Annotated in this window: 19 protein-coding genes; 4 read left to right on the forward strand and 15 right to left on the reverse strand. The window is 61.3% G+C overall.

Annotation, left to right across the window (positions count from 1 at the left end):
* Positions 1 to 11 precede the first annotated feature (11 nt).
* Positions 12 to 971, forward strand: a complete 960-nt coding sequence (locus tag ACFRFQ_RS20250) for a metal-dependent hydrolase (protein WP_378661354.1) — start codon at positions 12 to 14, stop codon at positions 969 to 971.
* Positions 964 to 2124, forward strand: a complete 1161-nt coding sequence (locus ACFRFQ_RS20255; protein WP_378661357.1) for a hypothetical protein — start codon at positions 964 to 966, stop codon at positions 2122 to 2124. Before ACFRFQ_RS20250 ends, ACFRFQ_RS20255 begins: the two co-directional genes overlap by 8 nt.
* Positions 2125 to 2190: 66 nt before the next feature.
* Here ACFRFQ_RS20255 and ACFRFQ_RS20260 read toward each other — a convergent pair whose 3' ends face one another.
* Positions 2191 to 3240, reverse strand: a complete 1050-nt coding sequence (locus ACFRFQ_RS20260) for a biotin/lipoate A/B protein ligase family protein (RefSeq protein ID WP_378661360.1) — start codon at positions 3238 to 3240, stop codon at positions 2191 to 2193.
* Between the two features lie 202 nt (positions 3241 to 3442).
* On the opposite strand from ACFRFQ_RS20260, the gene ACFRFQ_RS20265 reads away from it, so the two are divergent.
* Positions 3443 to 3598: a hypothetical protein gene (locus ACFRFQ_RS20265; protein WP_185993179.1), complete on the forward strand. Its 156-nt coding sequence runs from the start codon at positions 3443 to 3445 to the stop codon at positions 3596 to 3598.
* A 153-nt stretch (positions 3599 to 3751) separates the two neighbouring features.
* Positions 3752 to 5098, forward strand: coding sequence for a DUF222 domain-containing protein (locus ACFRFQ_RS20270; protein ID WP_378661364.1), 1347 nt, complete (start codon positions 3752 to 3754; stop codon positions 5096 to 5098).
* A gap of 90 nt (positions 5099 to 5188) precedes the next feature.
* On the opposite strand, the gene ACFRFQ_RS20275 is transcribed toward ACFRFQ_RS20270, so the two are convergent.
* The 14 genes from ACFRFQ_RS20275 to ACFRFQ_RS20340 all read right to left on the reverse strand — a co-directional run bounded on the left by ACFRFQ_RS20275 (position 5189) and on the right by ACFRFQ_RS20340 (position 18527).
* The gene (locus ACFRFQ_RS20275; protein WP_378661367.1) at positions 5189 to 6532 is read right to left on the reverse strand and encodes a glycosyltransferase 87 family protein; all 1344 of its coding nucleotides are present in this window, start codon (positions 6530 to 6532) and stop codon (positions 5189 to 5191) included.
* 141 nt (positions 6533 to 6673) lie between these two features.
* Positions 6674 to 7426 carry a DUF6390 family protein gene (locus ACFRFQ_RS20280; RefSeq protein WP_378661369.1) on the reverse strand — a complete coding sequence of 251 codons (753 nt, stop codon included), beginning with the start codon at positions 7424 to 7426 and terminating at the stop codon, positions 6674 to 6676.
* Positions 7426 to 8496: a hydrogenase expression/formation protein HypE gene (gene hypE / locus ACFRFQ_RS20285; RefSeq protein WP_378661372.1), complete on the reverse strand. Its 1071-nt coding sequence runs from the start codon at positions 8494 to 8496 to the stop codon at positions 7426 to 7428. Before hypE ends, ACFRFQ_RS20280 begins: the two co-directional genes overlap by 1 nt.
* Positions 8486 to 9598: a hydrogenase formation protein HypD gene (gene hypD, locus ACFRFQ_RS20290; RefSeq protein WP_378661373.1), complete on the reverse strand. Its 1113-nt coding sequence runs from the start codon at positions 9596 to 9598 to the stop codon at positions 8486 to 8488. Before hypD ends, hypE begins: the two co-directional genes overlap by 11 nt.
* Positions 9595 to 9894 (reverse strand): HypC/HybG/HupF family hydrogenase formation chaperone, encoded by a 300-nt coding sequence (locus ACFRFQ_RS20295; RefSeq protein ID WP_138873140.1) that lies wholly within the window; start codon positions 9892 to 9894, stop codon positions 9595 to 9597. The genes hypD and ACFRFQ_RS20295 overlap by 4 nt, the downstream gene beginning before the upstream one ends.
* A gap of 16 nt (positions 9895 to 9910) precedes the next feature.
* Positions 9911 to 12205: a carbamoyltransferase HypF gene (hypF, locus tag ACFRFQ_RS20300; RefSeq protein WP_378661376.1), complete on the reverse strand. Its 2295-nt coding sequence runs from the start codon at positions 12203 to 12205 to the stop codon at positions 9911 to 9913.
* A complete protein-coding gene (locus ACFRFQ_RS20305; RefSeq protein ID WP_378661379.1) occupies positions 12202 to 12459 on the reverse strand; it encodes a HypC/HybG/HupF family hydrogenase formation chaperone in 258 nt (85 codons plus the stop codon). Before ACFRFQ_RS20305 ends, hypF begins: the two co-directional genes overlap by 4 nt.
* Positions 12460 to 12462: 3 nt before the next feature.
* Positions 12463 to 12981 (reverse strand): hydrogenase maturation protease, encoded by a 519-nt coding sequence (locus ACFRFQ_RS20310; RefSeq protein ID WP_378661382.1) that lies wholly within the window; start codon positions 12979 to 12981, stop codon positions 12463 to 12465.
* A gap of 6 nt (positions 12982 to 12987) precedes the next feature.
* Entirely contained in the window at positions 12988 to 13107 is a 120-nt protein-coding gene (locus ACFRFQ_RS20315) for a DUF6893 family small protein (protein WP_378661385.1), read from the reverse strand.
* On the reverse strand, positions 13104 to 14522 hold the full coding sequence (locus ACFRFQ_RS20320) for a hypothetical protein (protein ID WP_378661388.1): 1419 nt from the start codon (positions 14520 to 14522) through the stop codon (positions 13104 to 13106). Before ACFRFQ_RS20320 ends, ACFRFQ_RS20315 begins: the two co-directional genes overlap by 4 nt.
* Positions 14519 to 15157 (reverse strand): DUF6084 family protein, encoded by a 639-nt coding sequence (locus tag ACFRFQ_RS20325; RefSeq protein WP_378661391.1) that lies wholly within the window; start codon positions 15155 to 15157, stop codon positions 14519 to 14521. Before ACFRFQ_RS20325 ends, ACFRFQ_RS20320 begins: the two co-directional genes overlap by 4 nt.
* Positions 15154 to 15759, reverse strand: a complete 606-nt coding sequence (locus ACFRFQ_RS20330) for a DUF5947 family protein (protein ID WP_378661602.1) — start codon at positions 15757 to 15759, stop codon at positions 15154 to 15156. The genes ACFRFQ_RS20325 and ACFRFQ_RS20330 overlap by 4 nt, the downstream gene beginning before the upstream one ends.
* A gap of 14 nt (positions 15760 to 15773) precedes the next feature.
* The gene (locus ACFRFQ_RS20335; RefSeq protein ID WP_378661394.1) at positions 15774 to 16730 is read right to left on the reverse strand and encodes a NifU family protein; all 957 of its coding nucleotides are present in this window, start codon (positions 16728 to 16730) and stop codon (positions 15774 to 15776) included.
* A gap of 3 nt (positions 16731 to 16733) precedes the next feature.
* Complete coding sequence (locus ACFRFQ_RS20340; RefSeq protein WP_378661396.1) at positions 16734 to 18527, reverse strand: nickel-dependent hydrogenase large subunit; 1794 nt, start codon at positions 18525 to 18527, stop codon at positions 16734 to 16736.
* Between the last annotated feature and the right edge of the window lie 45 nt (positions 18528 to 18572).

The raw sequence follows: 18572 nt of genomic DNA on the forward strand, positions 1-18572 counted from the left end.
GGTTTCGAGAAGTGACTGATCTACACGTCCGAAAGATGAATTTTGCATTCGAGGACTACGACGTCCCCTTCCTGTGGAACGAGGAGAATCCAGCCTTCTCGAGCATGGCCAATGCCGTCTCGTTCCTGGCCATCGGTTTCGAGAAGATGATCGTCAAGCTCATCCTGCAAACAAAACCGCTATTGAAGGATCGAGCAGTCGCCGAGGAGGCCGACGCCTTCATGCGCCAAGAGGGGCAGCATTCTTCGGCTCACCGCCAGCACGTCAAAGGCTTGATCAGGCGATACCCCGGCCTGCAGGAAACTCTCGACGAAGTTGTCGGAGAGTTCGACAAGCTCACAGCAGAGAAGTCGGTGAACTACCGACTGGCGTACACCGCCGACCTCGAAGCCACCTTCACCTCGGTATTCAAGCTGATGCTCGACAACGAAGCAGCACTCTTCCGCCCCGGAGACGACAGGGTTGCTTCACTGTTCATCTGGCACTTCGTCGAGGAAGTCGAACACCGGAGTTCGGCGCTCATCATCTTCGACTCCGTTGTCGGCAGCGATCTCTACCGAATGCGCATGGCCCCGTCGATCTTCCAGCATGTCATGAAGGTGATCCGACTGGCCTCGCTGGGCTTCAACAAGCATGTGCCACTGGAAGATCGGCAGGTCGACGCAATGGCGATGTTCGCGTCGTACCGCAACATGCAGTTTCTACGCAGGCGATTGCCGATGCTCGAAGCGCAGGACAACGGCCCGATGTCTCGCGCGTTCGACGTCCTGCCACTCGGCGAGCAACTCACTGCTTTGAAGGGAGTCATTCGCAGCCAGTTGCCCAAACACAACCCCGCCAACGAGAACTTGCCCGCCTTGGCCGACGTGTGGTTCAAGCGTTTCGAAGCCGGCTACGACGTAACACGCTGGTACACAGCCGAATCGAACGGTACTGAATCGACTACCGCAGGGCGGTCGACTAATGGCTGACCTCTGTTCACCCACGTTCGATCAACTCGCTACGGAGCTCGGCTTCTCCTGTGCGGAAGCGGGCGGACTGGTCGAGTTCCGCAATCCATTCGGGTTGGAGAACTGGACCCTGCCAGTCCTCGAGTGGACCATCATCATCGGCTCGGTGCTCGCGCTGATCCTCGCGATAGTGCGCTTGCGTCGCAACGGCGATCCCACCAACCTCGTACTCTGGTTCGGCGCCACCGCTTACCTCTTCATCATCGAACCGCCGCTGTACTTTCCCGCAGCATTCGGCATCGAGCAGCACGTGGATACGATGTTTGCGCACAACGTGTTCACCGTCGATTTCCTGTGGGGCAGACTCCCCCTCTACATCGTCGCGATCTATCCGCTAATGGCCACGCTGGCCTTCGAAATCGTCAAGATGCTGGGCGTTTTCCGCCGCTACGGTGTGCTCGCCGGCGCAGTCTGCGTAGGCTTCGTCCACCATGCGTTCTACGAGATCTTCGACCACCTCGGACCGCAGCTTCGCTGGTGGGAGTGGTCGACGGAAAACCCGATCAACCAACCGATGTTCGACGCTGTTCCGCTGCCGAGCGTGGTTGTCTTCGCAGCCTTGTGGCCGATGTCGCTGGCATTCTGCGTGCAATTCTTCGTCGGCCGACACGTCGACAGCGGCACACACTTCACCGGGCTCCAATTGGTCTGGCGCACAATCGTCATCGGCGTCCTGGCATCATTGGGCACTTTCATCCTGCCGATACCCGCGACGGTATTCGGCGCGGGCAGTGACACCCTCCGCGGGTTCCTCTACGCCGCAGAACTGGCGGTGCTCACAGTCGTTGCGATTGTGCTTCTGGTCCGCCAATGGACGCGATTGCGCTCGCAACCGTCGGACGCTCCCCCGTACACCAACACGTTCGTCCAGTACTACAGCGTGGTGTACCTGTGCATCATGGCTATTCTCTGGGCCACGGCCCTACCCGATTTCTTCGGTGCGGTCGACGGTGCCACCAGCAATGGAGACCCGATCGGAAATCTCTGGTACACGCTGGCGTGCTTTGTCATCGCAATACTGTGCGTCACTGCAACATTCACCGTGACGCGTCGCAGTGCCGCGGCGGGCGTCACTCCATCCACTGCGGAGCAACCCGCTCCTCACACTGCCTAACTCGAGCTGGACGCCCCGGTCTTGCTAGACGCACAGGGCTAGACGCACAGGTTCAGTGGACGCACCTTACGGCACGCGGTGCGTCCACTTCTCCGTGCTGAACTTGGTCTCCACCAGCTCACGTGCCTGTGCGAGCTCGGATTCGGTGTAGGCACTGGTGCGGGTGTCGTGCTGCGATCGGAAGTAGTTTTCGAACGAAGTCAGGATCGCAGCGCGCGTCATTCCGGTCTGGGAACGGAGCGGGTCTACTCGCTTGGCCGCACTCTTGGTTCCCTTGTCTGACATCTTCTCTCGGCCGATTCGCAGAACCTGCGTCATCTTCTCCGCATCGATGTCATAGGCCATGGTCACGTGATGGACAACCGTCCCGTCTGCGAACCGTTTCTGCGCGGCGCCCGCGATTTTGCCCTTGTCCGAAGCGATGTCGTTGAGCGGCACGTAGCGCGCGGTGATTCCGACTTCGGCAAGTGCGCCCATCACCCACTGGTCCAGGAAGGCGTACGACCGTTCGAAACTCAGTCCCTCCACCAACGACGCGGGCACCACCAACGAGTACGTGATGCAGTTGCCCGGCTCCATGAACATTGCACCGCCGCCTGAGATTCGGCGCACAACACCGATACCGTGGCGCGCAGCGGCCTCCGAGTCGACCTCATTGCGTACGGATTGGAACGAGCCGATCACGACCAGCGGCGAATCCCAGTCCCAGAAGCGCAAAGTGGGTGGACGCTCACCGGACTCCACCTCACGCGCGATGACCTCGTCCAACGCCACGTGCATCGCGGGATCGAGGACCACCGGCGGAATGACGTCGAATGTGTGGTCCGCCCAACTGGTGGCGTGACCGAGGGCGCGACGAATCGCAATGCCAACCGACTCCGCGGTGAACCCGATCATCGACACAGACTCGTCGAGGGTGGCGATGATGGCGTCCGCGAGCTGTTCGACGTTGGCATCTGCCGGCATACCCGTCAGCGCTCCGTTGATGTCGTCCAGCGCACTGTCCGGTTCGAGGAAAAAATCACCGGAAACTGCGACTTGGGACAGCTGCCCGTCCTCGACCTCGACATCGACTGCAACCAGCTTGCCGCCTGGAACCTTGTACTCTCCGCGCATTTGTTCAGCCTAGCGCCGCTCGGTTTCACCGAGGAACCCACATTGCGCACCACCGCAAGAGACGGAGGGCGGGGTCACACATCGCAGCGCCAGTGAGACAAAGCACCCGGTGGTCCGCGCCGCGCGCTGCGCGAAACGATCCCGGCAGTGGGACCATTGACAGATTCGGCTCGAATCCTGACGAGCCACAACGGAGGTGCACATGAAGGTCCCGGCGTTTCACTCGACGGTTCCTTCCGATCTCGATGTCTACCACGACAACGAGAGCTGCATTCTTGCCGCGCGCATCGATCCGTCACATCGAATCGACGGTGTCGACGGTCGGCCATGGTGCACCGCGTGCGCGTCGTTGGACTGACCGAAACTGCTGCCAACACTTTTGAATGCGAACATCATTCGCCTCACTTCATTGACCACGTCGACATAGCACCCTGGGCCAAATGTGCCCGATATATCCCTTGATTCGAATGAATGTTCGAGTATGATTGAGGTCACGGGTGGGGAGGCCTTGATGACGGTTTTTGATTCTATTGCGGTGGGGGATGTTGTAGCCGGTTCTGCTGTGGGTGTGCGTGGCAGGTTGTGGCGGTTACGTCCGGCTGAGGTTCGTAATGTTGCGGTGTCGGTGTCTGCGGAAATTCTTCGGTTGGAAGCAATTCGGGTTGCCGCGATCGACGAGCTGGCACTCAATCCCGATGAGCAGGTGCTCTGTTACCGGGGTGTGGGTCGGTGGTTGGCGGCGAATACGATGCTGCAGAACTCGGCCGGCAACAAGATCGCCGCTCTCGGTGCCGCACTCCGCGGCTTCCCGGATATTGCGGCGCAGTTCGAGGCCGGTGATCTCTCGCTCGATCATGCGGCATTGATCGCCGCGTTCTGTGAATCCCCGCCAAAAGGGATGCCGGACATCGCATTAATACCAAGCCTGAAAACTCTTCTTGCCGCCGCATCCGGAGTAGAGGCTACGACTGTCAAGGTGCGGTATGCGATTGCTGTTCTGGAGCGGATCTTCGAATCCGACGAGCCTCCGCCCGGTGAGGATAATGATCTGAATGCGTTACGCATCGCGCCGACGTTGAACGGTCGGGTCGTGATCAAGGGCGATTTCGACGCACTCACCGGCGAGATGCTCCTGTCTGCGCTGTCAGGTCTGTCGATGCCCAAACCCGCCGCGGACGGGACCCCGGATGCGCGGTCGGCAGCAAAACGAACCGCCGACGCGTTCACGGAACTGATCCGCCGCTATCTGGACAACGCCGCCACCGGCATTGACGGTGGTCAACGTCCGCATGTGAATGTGCACATCACCGCGAAAGACCTTGCCGAGCATCATGAATGCGCCACCGTGCGAGCCGAGGATGAAGACGCGCCGGATGTCGACGACGAGTCTGTGTTGGAGGATCTCGATGTCGGGTACATGCCGTGGATGGGACCACTGAGTGTGAGCAGAACCCGGATGCTCGCGTGCGATTGCATGCTCTCGACCGTCCTGATGGACGGCACGGGTGCACCCCTGGATGTGACCCCACTCAAACGCCTTGTCACAGCCCAGCAACGCATTGCGTTGATCGCCCGCGACAAAGGCTGCGCATTCCCCAACTGCGATGCCGTCCCCGCCTGGTGCGACGCGCACCATATAGAACCCTGGTCGACGGGCGGTTTGACTGTCATGGACAACCTTGTGTTGCTCTGCCGGAGCCACCACACGTTGATTCACAGCACCAGCGGGTTCCGCGGTATCTGGGAAATCAAAATGGGTTCCGATCACAAACCCTGGTTCATCCCACCAGCAGCGATCGACCCGAAACAACGACGCCGACGCTCCACCACCCGCCAAGGACCAGTCCACCGAGACTGAAACCGGCTCTGCCGGAACCACGTACCGCGTGAAGGCTTCGCATCACCAGCTAAGACGATGCGAAGCCCACACGCATGCGCATCGCCTCAATCAGGCGGGAATCTCGCCAGTCGGCGTGGGCACGGGAACAACAATTCCTACGACGGGTGCCTGCACGGCCTGGGCGAGTGCGAGGTTCTGCGAGTCATCCCGAGTCGAGCGAATGGCAACAACGGCGGCAACAGCGAGAACCGCCAGATAGACCCAGAGGTAAAGGTTCACAACAACGTTCCAGGGCACCCACGTCCCCGGGAACAGATAGAACCCGACAACCAACCTGCCCGGGAACTGATATGCCCAGGATCCCGCAACACCGAACAGCGATACCACGCCCAGCCACCACCACGCGTTTGTCAGGGCTCGGTGCACGCACCAGACGAGCAGTGGAACAAACCACACCCAGTGATGGCTCCACGAGAAGGGTGAGACCACTACTGCCGTGAAACCGGCAACGGTGACCGCAAGCAGCTTCTCACCGGACCGATGCAGACGGGCCGCTACCCACATACTCGCGGCGACGACCACCACTGCAAGAAGCAACCACAACCAGGTGGGTGCGGGTCCGCCGATAATCCGTGTGAGTGCCCCGCGCAGCGACTGGTTTGCTGCGTGGCCTTCGTCGGCAATGCGCGTGGAGTCAAAGAACGTCTCACTCCAGTACTGCCACGAATCCTTCGGCAGCACCGCCCAACTCACCCCGACGGTCGCGGCGATCGTCATGGTGGCAACCGCTGCGGCGCGCCACTGCCGGAGAGCAAGGTAGTAGAGCACGAAGTACGCGGGGGTCAGTTTGATCCCGGCCGCAATGCCGACGCCGATGCCTTTGAGGCGACTCTGCTCACTGCGCGAGACGTCCCACAGGACAAGTGCCATCAGCACGAGGTTGATCTGTCCGAAGTACAGCGTCGATCGCACCGGTTCGAAGAACACAGACGCAGCCGCCAACAAGATCGAGACTGCAACGATGGTGCGGTCGATGCGATATCCGAGCATTCGCCAGCACAACGCAATGATGGCGACGAGCAGAACGACGTTGAATCCCATCCAGATGTACTTGTCGGCCCCACCCGGCAGGAAGCCGAACGGCACGAACATCAGCGTCGAGAACGGCGTGTAGGTGTACAGAAGATCGTGGATGACCGGTTCGGTATACAGCGGGAGATTTGATACCGCACGACGGGCACCATCGCGATACACGTCCAGATCGACACCACCCATGAACAAACCGGTCAACGGCGTCCGCGGATTTACGGTCGTGAACAGCAAAACCGTCGCTGCGATGGACACCAGGGCAACAACGCCGAGCGTGGACCATCGAGCGGGAAACTGCCGGTTAACGCGATTGCCCGGTTCAGCGGACTCCGAAGGTCGTAGATCTCTGGTGCCGGTGCGCATGCCCAACAGTCCCTTCCTGGATGCCGTCTCGACCCCGTGACACGGACGACTCCAGGACAAAGTTACGACCCGAAACAGCGAATAGGAAATTATGGGCGTTCCAGGCGCGTTGATTCGCTACCGGACCAGACCGGCACACGTCTACACTGTGCGCTCGCGTAGTCGCAGGTTGACGATCTCGAGGGCCGACTCTTCGGCAAGATCCAACGCACCAGCTTGCGTCGCCGAAATGGTGTCGCACAGCCAATCCCAGTGCAGTGCCACCAGGTTCCCTCGCACGGGAGCGGGACCAAGCGGAATGCCGTCGATGTTCCACCGCACGGGTTCAATCGTCTCAGGGCCGCGGGTGAGTTGGTTACCGTCGAATACGAGCGGCGACGACATCACCTCGGCATACTCGTCACCTACGTCGCACACTTCCCCCCACCTGATTCGGCAGTTCTGCAGGACGGAAAGTGGCACCGCACCGTGTTTCCGAAGTAGCCGCACCCACGGATACACCACAAGAACATGAAAACTGTGATGCGCAAGAGCACGATCTCGGCCATCCAGATCCGAGAGCAATCCAATGTCGTTGCGCTTCCCGAACTCGCTTCGGAGGTACGCCACCAGCTCTTCCGAATTCACTGAATCCAGAAGTGGCCCACCCAACCAGTAGGCCTCGATCACTCGCGGGTCGAGTGGATCGTCGACACCCACTCCCCGGGCCAGTGCCTCGAGATACGGCCACGCACCATCGAATTGTTGCGCCCGGCTGCGGTCCTGATCTGTGACCGTTCCCGTCGCCTGACGCAACAGCGCCGACGGATCGTCGGCCCCGCAATAGCCCAATTCGTTCGGCGGATACGCGTACCTCGCAAACAGTGCCGGGCCGGCAACGTGAACGCCGGTCATCAACAGATCCGCGGAAGCTGTTCACCGGCAGGGAGATCCACTACCCTGTTACCACCTAGTGCGGTTCGGGCAACCACCATTCCGGCATGCGCGCGCACGCACTCCCCGATCACCGTCGCACCGACACCCCGTGAGTGCCCACGCATGGCGTCCAGCACGCGGTCGACGTCGCCGGGCGCTACAAACGCAACCAGTTTGCCTTCGTTGGCCACGTACAGCGGATCCAAGCCCAACAGTCCACAGGCATCCCGAACGGCGTCGGGAATCGGCAGGTTCCGTTCGACGAGCGCAATTCCGACATTCGACGCCTGGGCAATCTCGTTGAGCGTGGCCGCAACCCCGCCGCGCGTCGGATCACGAAGGACGTGGATGTCCACGCCGGTGGCGATCATGCCCGCCACCAGGCCGTTCAGTGCGGCACAGTCGCTGCGCACCTCGGTGCCGAACTCCAGGCCCTCACGGCAACTCATCACCGCCACGCCGTGAACTCCGATGTCACCACTGACGATCACGACATCGCCGACTTCGGCCCGGGTCGGCCGGATGTCGACCCCGGCGGGAACGATGCCGATGCCCGCAGTGTTGACGAAAACTCCGTCGCCGTGACCAGCGTCGACCACCTTGGTGTCGCCTGTCACCAGTCGAACTCCCGCAAGGCGAGCCGCGTCGCCCAATGTGGCCGCCACCGTCGCTATGTCGGCGAGCGGTGTTCCCTCCTCGAGAATGAAAGCGGTCGACATTGCCAGTGGCTGTGCGCCTGCCATAGCGAGGTCGTTCACCGTGCCGTTGACTGCCAGATCGCCGATGTTTCCACCCGGAAACACCATCGGTTTGACCACGTACGAGTCCGTCGAGAACGCCACCCGAACGCCGCCGATGTCGAGCACAGCGGAATCGCCGAGTTCCGCGTCGGCCGCGTCGCCGAATGCCGGAAGGAACAGATGCTCGATCAGCTCGGCGGACATCGCTCCACCGCCGCCGTGACCCATGACGATGTTCGGCGAATCGCGGAGCGGCAACGGACAGACCCACGCCCCCGGGTCTACCACCGCGCTGTTGTCAGCTCCCATGACCCGCCTCCTGCAATTCCAAGCGTCGATACAGGTAGTAGGCGGCGCACGCGCCCTCGGACGACACCATCGTGGCCCCCAACGGATTGCGCGGCGTGCACTCCTTTCCGAAGGCAGCGCACTCGTTCGGCTTGATCAAGCCTTGGAGCACTTCCCCGGAACGGCAGACCGACGACTCGTCGGTATGAATATCGGCAACCGAGAACCGTTGTTCCGCATCGAATTCCGCATACTTCGGCGCCAACTGCCACCCACTGTCCGGGATGGGACCGATGCCGCGCCAGGTCCGGTCGGATACCGCGAACACGTCGTCGAGCATCGCCTTGGCGGCGACGTTGCCCTGAGCTGTCACAGCCCGCGCATAGGCGTTCTCCACTTCGTACCTGCCGGTTTCCAACTGCAGCACGGTCTTTCTGATGCCCTCGAGCAGATCGAGAGGTTCGAACCCCGTGACGACGATAGGAACCCGGTACTTCTGCGCCAGAGCGGGGTACTCCGAAGTTCCCATCACACTGCACACGTGGCCTGCGGCGAGAAACGCCTGCACCCGACACTCCGGGGAGTCCATGATCGCCGCCATCGCGGGCGGGACGAGAACGTGGGAGACGAGCAACGAGAAGTTCTTGATGCCCAGTCGGTGTGCCTGATACACGGTCATCGCGTTTGCGGGCGCGGTAGTTTCGAACCCGATCCCGAAGAACACGACCTCCCGATCCGGATTCTCCTTTGCGATGGTCAGCGCGTCGAGCGGCGAATAGACCACGCGCACATCACCACCAGCGCTCTTGATCCGAAAGAGGTCCGACTCACTACCCGGCACACGCAACATGTCGCCGAACGAGCAGAAGATCACTTCCGGTCGTGCAGCGATCTCGAGCGCTTTGTCGATGATCTCCAGCGGCGTGACGCAGACCGGGCATCCCGGCCCGTGAATCATCTCGATCTGCTCAGGGAGCAATTGGTCAATTCCGTGTCGGATGATCGAATGCGTCTGGCCACCACAGACTTCCATGATCGCCCATCGACGAGTGGCGAGTGTTCGAATCTGATCGAGTAGTTTGCCGGCCAACTCGGGGTCGGAGAATTCGTCCAGATACTTCATGATTGATTCTCCTTCTGATCGACTCCCAGAGCCTTGGCTGCGCGAGCAAATCCGTCACCGAATTCCTCGTCGAGCACGCCGAGGTGCTCGAACTCCGCAAGTGTGCGTTGCGCTGATTCCTCGTCGAGCCTCTGAATTGCGAAGCCGACGTGGACGACGACGTACTCTCCGACCGCGGCGCCGGGAATGTACTCGAGGCAGACCTCTTTGCGGACTCCCCCGAAGTTGACGATGGACATCGTGGTTCCGTCACGATCCTCGAGCGACTCGATACGTCCCGGTACGGCTAAACACATGGCTACCCTCCTGACCTCATAGCGAACTCCCGACCAGCGCTTGGCCGTACGCAAGGCCACCGTCGTTCGGTGGCAATTCGTGGTGTGTCAGCGGGCGGAAACCGGCGTCCGACAGCAATACCCGCGTCCGCGCCAGGAGTAACGGATTCTGGAAGACCCCTCCGCTCAAGGCAACGTCGTCCACACCGGCCGCACCGCACGCTGCTTGCGCCCAGGTCACCACCAAACGCGCGACGCCCTCGTGAAAACGCGCACCGATCACACCTGCCGACACACCATCGCGTAGGTCTGCAACCACGGAACGTATGACCGGACCCGGATCCGCAATCCACACCCCGCCGGCATCTTCGCGTTCGCCGAAAACGTAGTAATCACTGCCGCAATCGATTCCACGAGCCACACCTTCCAATTCGATTGCTGCCTGCGCCTCGTACGCAACACTTTGGCGAACACCGGCAAGTGCGGCGACGGCGTCGAACAGCCGTCCCATACTCGACGTCTCCACACAGCCGAAGCCCGTCTCCAACTGATGATCGAGGACGGAACGTTCGCGTGCCGAGCAGGCGGCAACCGGCGGAAGGTCACTGTCCCATTCGATTCCCGCCGAACGCAGATGCGACAGCGCCATTCGGTACGGCCGTTCCACTCCGGCGTCACCACCCGGCAGGGCTACGCAACCGAGGTGTGCAAGACGACGGAAGCCTTTGTACGTCGCGAGCAGCATCTCCCCACCCCATACCGAACCGTCTGCTCCGTAGCCCGTTCCGTCGAAAGCCATTCCGATGACCGGCTCGGCGCCGTCGCAGCCGTTCTCGCCCATCACCGCGGCGATATGCGCGTGATGGTGGCCCACAGTTCGGACCGGGCGCCCCGCCGCATGCCGTCTGGCCCACGCCGAAGAGTGGTATCTGGGGTGTTCGTCGCACACAACCTGACTCGGGGTGACGCCGGTAATCGATTCGAAGTGCGTCTGCGCCGCCGTGAACCCGTCCAGCACAGCAACATCGCCCATGTCCCCGATATGTTGACTCGGCCAGGCGGATCTTCCGTCTGCCACCACAAACGTATTCTTCAGATCTGCGCCCACCGCCAGAACCGCTTCCACGTCCAAGGGCAGTTCAATCGGCAGTGGCGCATACCCACGGGAGCGGCGAAGCATCACTCGGCGACCGTCGACCACACGGAGAACCGAATCGTCGCACGGCACCCGAATGGGGCGATCGTGGGTGAGAACCCCGTCCGCGAGCCCGCATACCCTCATCAGATCGCTGCCTCGGAACAGGATCGGTTCGCCACCAAGATTGGCCGACGTCATCACCAGCACTGTCGGCCCGGCTGCATCACCAGGAAGGCCGAGCAGGAGGTTTTGGATCGGGTTGTACGCCAGCATGATTCCGATATCCGGAATTCCCGGAGCCACCGAAGGCGCAAGGTTGTATGCCGACGCCTTGTCCACCAACACGATCGGGCGCGAGCATTCGGTCAGCGCCTGCGACTGCGCCTCGTTGATCCGCCCGACCGCGTCCGCACTGGTCATGTCTCGCACCATCACCGCAAGCGGCTTACTCGCACGGTGCTTACGCTGTCGCAGTTCGTGTACTGCCAATTCGTTTCGGGCATCGCAGGCAAGGTGATACCCCCCGATCCCTTTGACGGCGACAATCTTTCCGGCGCACAACAACTCTCGCGCCTGTCGCACCGCATTCTCGCCGGTCACCGATACGGCATCTGCATCTGCATCGACAAAAGCCAGCGTTGGACCACACTGCGGGCACGCAATAGGCTGAGCGTGAAAGCGCCGATCACCGGGATCGGCATACTCGGCTGCGCATTCCGAGCACATCGGAAACCCGTGCATCGTTGTCGCTGCCCGGTCGTACGGAAGTTCTTCGATTATCGTGAACCGCGGACCGCAGTTGGTGCACGTGACGAACGGATGCCGATACCGCCTGTTCCCCGGATCGGCCATGTCGCGGAGGCAATCGTCGCAGGTCGCGACATCAGGCGGTGCCAACGTCCTCCCAGCAGTTGTCGTGTCCGTGTCCACGATCCGAAACCCGGACCGCCCGCACGCCTGCGCCGGCTCACACTCCACCGAGTCGATCCTTGCCAACGGCGGCCGGCGCACCTGCAGTCCCGTCGCGAACTCCGCGAGCGCCAGATCTTCACCCTCCAGGTCGATCACCACTCCACGGGGCGAGTTCCCCACCGTGCCCGTCAACCCCAATTCGGTTGCGAGCGAATACACGAACGGCCTGAATCCGACTCCCTGAACCACTCCCTGGACCTGCAGTCGGATGGCGGTGATCATGGCTCGCCCTCGACCGCGGGCCGCGACCGACCCATCAGTTCCAGGCCCGCCAGCGCCTCCGCGGCGCCCTTCGCGTCCACCTTCTCGACGGCAAAACCCATGTGGATGACAACCCAGTCACCAGCGTCGACGGTGTTCTCGTCGAGCATTCCGATATTGACCTTGCGCGTCGCACCTTCCACATCGACGAGCGCGAGCTGCCCGCCGTATCCGTCGAGCAGCGCCACGACACGTCCTGGGATACCGAGGCACATGGCTCATGCCCCCTGATCAGCGGTCGCAGCATCTGCCGCCATCGATCTGACGAGACCGAGAACTACCGACGCGGCGCCTGTCACCGCATCCTGAACAACTGGTGTCAACCCAATCCGTTCATCCACCGATTCGACATGTGCACCGACAACAAACGTTCTCGGCGCTGTTCCACCGAGCGCCCGCAGACTGGCGAACACAGAGTTCGGATCCAACGAATGCGCATCGAGACTTGTCGCACCGGATTTAACAGCGCCGGAAGACACAGCGCCGTCATCAGTTTCGGTCTCCAGCTCGTACACCTCGACCGCGCCGGGTTTCCCGCTCGGCGGCAGCGCGTCGATCAGTACCAGAGCCTCCCACGATTCCAGAAGGTCATAGGCCAGGTGCACGCCTCGAATTCCGTAGTCCACCAACTGCACTCCCGCCGGCAGTTGTTCTCGTTGTAGCGCCCGCACGACCGCGGACCCGAACCCGTCGTCGCCGAGAAAGATGTTTCCGACACCCGCAACCAGAACGCGCATGTGTGACTACATCTTTCGCATCCGCAGATACCGTTGGATGTCCGGCATCGACACCACCAGCACGACCGCAGCAGCGATCGCTGTAGCGCCGAGCAACACCGTCGACAGCATTCCCATGCTCTTCATAGTGTGTTCTCCTCTCGATAGCTCTGTGTCTGTACTGCGGGCACCGGTTCCACCTCGTCCGGAGCAAAATACAGATAGCGGCCGTACCAGTTGTGCAGGTCCGCGGCAGGATCGTCGAGGAGCGTCACACCCACGTGAATGTCGCCGTCCACGTCCTCGTGGATGGTGGCAACGCGCGCGAGCCTGCCGTCGAAAAACAGGTCCTGAGCATCGGCGCGCCGCGACGGATGCAAGCGCACCGTGCTGCCGCCGGCTATCCGCACCCCGCCCACCAAGATTCCGTCGATTCGCGGTGCGACCGTCGTATCGGCCTCGGGCGACCACCAGTCGACCCCGTCGGGTACCTCGGGAAGCATGGGTGCCGAGTTTCCCGGCCCGGCATGAGGATCACGAAGCACTCCGTGAAGGTCGGCAAACCCTTCAGGAGTCAGGGCCTCACAACGATCGATGATTTCGGCTGCTTTCGGATCCGTCGCCCGCGCCTGCGCTTTCTCCTCGTCTGTCATCGTCAGAATGCGCAAAGTCAGAATCTCGTCGATTTCGGTGGAATCGAACAGCGATCCTTCGCTCTGCCCGGCGATCACGGGAAAGTCGTAGAGAATGATCGGCGATACCAGCACCGTGGTCGAGCGGTCAGGCAACTCCGGATTCGGGGTACCGGCCAACACCGGATAGCAACGATCCTGAATCAACGGGTATTCGTGTGCCTTCTCGTCGCTCACACCGAAATCGTTCACGCTGAAAAGCGAGATGAACGACGGTGTGTCGCACGCCGCGATCACATGCGCCCCGAGCATCGAATACGCCGGCGCCGATTGTTTGTCGACGGTCACGATCTCGGTGGTGTTTCGAACCTCTATCGACAGTACAACCTGCTCCGGTCTACCCTGCGCAGCCTGAAGATCAACAACACCCGACAGCGCGGCCCGCGTGCGCACAATCCGACCGATAGATGCGCCCTCCGCATCCAGGATCGGTTCGATCTCGGAAAAGGCGGGAACCTCGAACGCCAGGCTTCGCATCTCGCCCAGATTCGCGAGACGGTGTGGACCCGACTCGATCTCACATTCACTTGCTTCGTCCCACGTAATCCATTCTTGGTCACCGGAAGTCACATGGTGCACCGACTCCCAGCGATCCGGATCAACACGCCGTTGAACTGTCCTGCGCTGTAGGTGGAGAAACCGCAATGTCACACGTAGGTCGCCGGCATCTGCGGCCACGACGACTTGCGCCGACATCCCTGATTCCTCACCGACACCCAACTCTGCTGCGCCCGGTGGACCGAGCACACCGAACTGCCAGCGCGACTGGTTCTTTCCCGAGTTCGCCCGGTACGGGTAGAGCAAGTAGCCCTCGTACAGGATGGCGTCGGCTACGGCCCGAACGTCATGGTCGACGCCCGTGTGTGTCATTGCGGCACCTCGCTTCCCGCCAGGAGCGCGCCGACCGTGGATTCCAGGTTCGTGTAGCCGTGTGCGGCTTTGAATCGGGTGAGTTCGGCAATGGTGTCATGATCGAGGCGTACCCAACCCGAACCCGGGTAATGCGTCTCGATCATGCGCTTCCACGTGTCCACCGGCATGTCGTACGACGCCGATCTGTCCCACGGAATTTGCTCGACCGAGAATCCGCGACTGCCGTCGGTGAAGACGGTGCCGCTCAGCAGCACGACTACCGGCACCGTGCCGTCCTGCAGGGCATGCATGTACTTGGAGGCGGTCACCGCTACGTCGTACGTACACGGCATAGGCAGGTCGGCGACGGTGACTCCGGAGAACCCCTGGACCACCGTCGAGCATTCCATCCACAGGAAGGTTCGCAGTGTGCTCGACCACCGTTCACGCCGACCGAACAAATCGAGGAGGGCTTCTTCTTCCGCGGCGGAGTACGGACGTCGATGAGGTTCGATCCGAACCTGCGCACGAACGGCCAGCGCCCGGACGGGTGTTCCGGTCGACTCCGAGATCTTCAGTTTCACTACGAGATTGGGGGTCACCGCATACGGGTCGACCACGATGTCCACGACGGAAAACTCCAGTGCGGTCATCGCGCACCCCGTTCCCCGACTGTGCGAAAGAACTCCGCGATCTCGGCGTGTGCATCCTGGCCGCCGTCGAAACCGCGCCACACCTTCCGCAATCGCCCTACCAACTCGTAGCAGGCGTCGATCGGCACGATGAAACATCGGGGAACCTGCTCGCCCGGAACAACGTGAACGATCAAGGCTTCGACGTCGGCTCGCATGGTGCTCGATCGCGGATTCTCCCGCAGCACCGCCTCGAAAGCGTCGATGGGCAGTTCGGATTCCGTCGCCCCCGCCGGACCCGGATAAAACGCAATGAACTTGTCCAACAGGGAATTGCGGAAGAAGAACGCCAGATTCACCGGAATCTCCAGCGATTCCCATCGGCCCGGGCCCAGTTCGAAATCGTCGAGTTCCTCGTATCGATCCGGAACTGCCTTGTATCGCAGATCAGCGTCTACGGGGGCAAATAGCAGGTAACACGGTCGACAGACGCACATCAGGCTGCGCACCGAGACATCCACGACGTGCTGATGGTCGTCGCCGATATCGACTGCGCACATCTCGCAGCGCGGGCCGGTTGGCACCGATCGCGCCGACGCTATTCTCGTGAGAACCTCTCCCACAGTGGATTTTGCCACTACATCACCGATACCCGAACGTCTGTTGCTGAATTGCCCGGCGCAGCACTCCCCGGCACCGCCACCGACAGGATCCCGTCACGAGACAAGAGCGGCAGGGGAGCAAGGTGCTCCGCCCCAGCATCAACACCGACACGCGCGCCCGCAGTGCGAACGTCGTAGTGAGCTCCGCAGGTAGGACAGGTCAACACCACCCCACTGCTCGCGGGCCGTCCCATCAGACGCTCCAGCACCGCCCCCGCCATCGACCGATCACAGACGGGGCAGTGATCGCGGTAGGCGTACAACGTGTCGCCGAGCCTGCATACCAACAGATCTGCGCCTTCGACACGAAAACCTGCCACATCACCTTCGCCGACCTCGGCAAACTCCGGCACACCGATCCAGTGACTGGCGGTGTCGTGGTGGATGTGCGAGAACAGCGATTCCGCTGAAATCACACCAGCTTTCGGCTCGTGTTCGGTCGGGGTCTCGACCTCGATGCCCCTCGTCTCGGGCGCCGCGGCCGTCACGGCGTCCTGCACCGCCGATTCGAGGGTGACGGATGACGACGGACAGCTGTTGCAGCTACCGAGCAACCGCAATCGCACCACACCACCGGATACTTCGATCAATTCGACGTCGCCGCCGTGCGAGCCAAGGTATGGCCGCACGCTGTCCAGTGCGGTGCGTATGCGGGTCTCCACGTCGTGCGGATGCAGACCATGTACAAGCAGAAGACTCGAGAGCAGATCGTCGCGAGTCATCGCATCGACCATCGCGGAGTCTGCTAGCTGCACAGTGCGTTCGAGAGCTGCGCCGTAGAGTTGCACTACCTCGCGCACCAATTGCTCGGCACGATCACGTGCTACCGGCCCGCCGCCTGCGCTGGCCTGCAACAGCGTTTCGATGCGTTCGCCCGCTCCCCGCCAATAGTCACCTGGCGGCGCACCGCTCTCGTTCTCACCGTGCTCCACGGGCTACTCCCCCGTCACGGATTGCGTCGGTGAATGCAGTTTCTCGATGGTCTTACCTCCACCGAGATACATGTGTACACCACACGGCAAACACGGGTCGAAACTGCGAACTGTGCGCATGATGTCGATACCCTTGAAATTGTCCCGATCGTTCTCCTCGAAGATCGGCTGACCTTGCACCGCATCCTCGTACGGTCCCGGAGTGCCATAGCTGTCTCGTGGGCTCGCGTTCCACGGAGTTGGCGGGTACGGGTGGTAATTCGCAATCTTGCCGTCCCGAATCACCATGTGGTGGGAGAGAACTCCGCGGACGGCTTCGGTGAAGCCACAGCCGATACCTTCGTCCGGAACTTCGAACGATTCCCACGTCTTGGTTCGGCCGGCACGAATCTCCACCAAGGCCTTCTCCGCGAAATGTAGCGCGGATGCAGCCGCATAGGCCTGGAAATAGGTACGCGCACGGTTCCTTTCGAGCGTGTTGCTCCCGTGTTCGGGGATGTTCCACTCGAGGGTGACCGGACCCTTCAATGCCGTCTTGGGCAGATTGATCTGCACGCTGCGTCCGGTTGACTTGACGTAGCCGATGTCGACCAACCCTGCCAGCGCCGTGCTCCACATGCGGGCGAGCGCACCGCCGCCGGTGTCGAGAGCAAGATTGTCCTTTCCGTCGAACCATCGAGGCGACATCACCCAGCTGTACTTGTCCTCCAAATCACGCTTCTGAGGATGGGGATTGGTGTGCTGGTTCCACGGGTGACGCCGATCCACCGTATTTCCGAGTGGGTCGGTCTTGACGAACATCTCCTGGTCTTTCCAGTCCTCGTAATACGAAGAGCCCAGCATGATTCGGATACCGAGATTGATGTCGACCAGATCGGTCGTGACCAGTTTGCCGTCGACCACGACGCCGGGGGTCACAAACATCTTGCGTCCCCACTCCGTCATGTCCTTGTACTCGAAATTGCAGAATTCCGGATCCTGGAACGACCCCCAACAACCGAGCAGCGTTCGACGCAGACCTACCTTCTCGTAGCCGGGCAGGGCTTCGTAGAAAAAGTCGAACAGATCGTCGTGCATGGGCACGACTTTCTTCATGAACTCGACGTACCGCATCAACCGCGTCATGTAGTCCGTCATCAGTTCGATGGTGGCCACCGTGCCGACGCCGCCCGGATAGAGCGTCGACGGGTGAACGTGACGTCCCTCCATCAGGCAGAACATCTCACGGGTGGAACGCGAAACCTGAAGGGCCTCACGGTAGAACTCTCCGGTGAACGGATTGAGGGTCCGCATGATGTCGGCGATGGTGCGGTACCCGTGCTGATCCTCATGCCGGCAGCGGGTGTTCTCCGCCTGCGCCAGGACACCGGGATTGGTCTCCGACACCATTTTCTCGCAGTAGTCGACCGCAACAAGATTCTCCTGAAAGATGTTGTGGTCGAACATGTATTCTGCAGCTTCACCGAGATTGACGATCCACTCGCCCAGATGTGGCGGCTTAACCCCATACGCCATGTTCTGGGTGTAGCACGAGCACGTCGCGTGGTTGTCGCCGCAAATCCCGCAGATTCGACTGGTGATGAAATGCGCGTCGCGCGGGTCCTTTCCCTTCATGAACAGTGAATAGCCACGAAAGATCGACGACGTGCTGTGGCATTCCACGACCTCCCGGTTCGCGAAGTCGATCTTGGTGTAGATGCCCAGACTTCCGACGATGCGGGTGATGGGATCCCACGCCATCTCCACCAGACCGTCACGATCTGCGGTGGAGGTGGGTTCGGGAACGATGGCCGTCATGTCAATGCCTCCCAGTATCGATGTAACGCGAGGTCGATGTTTCGC

The organism is Rhodococcus sp. NPDC056743 (genome assembly GCF_042790355.1).
GTDB lineage: Bacteria > Actinomycetota > Actinomycetes > Mycobacteriales > Mycobacteriaceae > Rhodococcus_F.

Coding starts and splice junctions, on each gene's coding strand:
- ACFRFQ_RS20340 (WP_378661396.1), bottom strand. CDS start 18,527: ATGACGGCCATCGTTCCCGAACCCACCTCCACCGCAGATCGTGACGGT.
- ACFRFQ_RS20320 (WP_378661388.1), bottom strand. CDS start 14,522: ATGACACACACGGGCGTCGACCATGACGTTCGGGCCGTAGCCGACGCC.
- ACFRFQ_RS20315 (WP_378661385.1), bottom strand. CDS start 13,107: ATGAAGAGCATGGGAATGCTGTCGACGGTGTTGCTCGGCGCTACAGCG.
- ACFRFQ_RS20260 (WP_378661360.1), bottom strand. CDS start 3,240: ATGCGCGGAGAGTACAAGGTTCCAGGCGGCAAGCTGGTTGCAGTCGAT.
- ACFRFQ_RS20275 (WP_378661367.1), bottom strand. CDS start 6,532: ATGCGCACCGGCACCAGAGATCTACGACCTTCGGAGTCCGCTGAACCG.
- hypF (WP_378661376.1), bottom strand. CDS start 12,205: ATGATCACCGCCATCCGACTGCAGGTCCAGGGAGTGGTTCAGGGAGTC.
- ACFRFQ_RS20255 (WP_378661357.1), top strand. CDS start 964: ATGGCTGACCTCTGTTCACCCACGTTCGATCAACTCGCTACGGAGCTC.
- ACFRFQ_RS20280 (WP_378661369.1), bottom strand. CDS start 7,426: ATGACCGGCGTTCACGTTGCCGGCCCGGCACTGTTTGCGAGGTACGCG.
- ACFRFQ_RS20270 (WP_378661364.1), top strand. CDS start 3,752: ATGACGGTTTTTGATTCTATTGCGGTGGGGGATGTTGTAGCCGGTTCT.
- ACFRFQ_RS20310 (WP_378661382.1), bottom strand. CDS start 12,981: ATGCGCGTTCTGGTTGCGGGTGTCGGAAACATCTTTCTCGGCGACGAC.
- hypD (WP_378661373.1), bottom strand. CDS start 9,598: ATGAAGTATCTGGACGAATTCTCCGACCCCGAGTTGGCCGGCAAACTA.
- ACFRFQ_RS20265 (WP_185993179.1), top strand. CDS start 3,443: ATGAAGGTCCCGGCGTTTCACTCGACGGTTCCTTCCGATCTCGATGTC.
- ACFRFQ_RS20305 (WP_378661379.1), bottom strand. CDS start 12,459: ATGTGCCTCGGTATCCCAGGACGTGTCGTGGCGCTGCTCGACGGATAC.
- hypE (WP_378661372.1), bottom strand. CDS start 8,496: ATGGGAGCTGACAACAGCGCGGTGGTAGACCCGGGGGCGTGGGTCTGT.
- ACFRFQ_RS20295 (WP_138873140.1), bottom strand. CDS start 9,894: ATGTGTTTAGCCGTACCGGGACGTATCGAGTCGCTCGAGGATCGTGAC.
- ACFRFQ_RS20325 (WP_378661391.1), bottom strand. CDS start 15,157: ATGACCGCACTGGAGTTTTCCGTCGTGGACATCGTGGTCGACCCGTAT.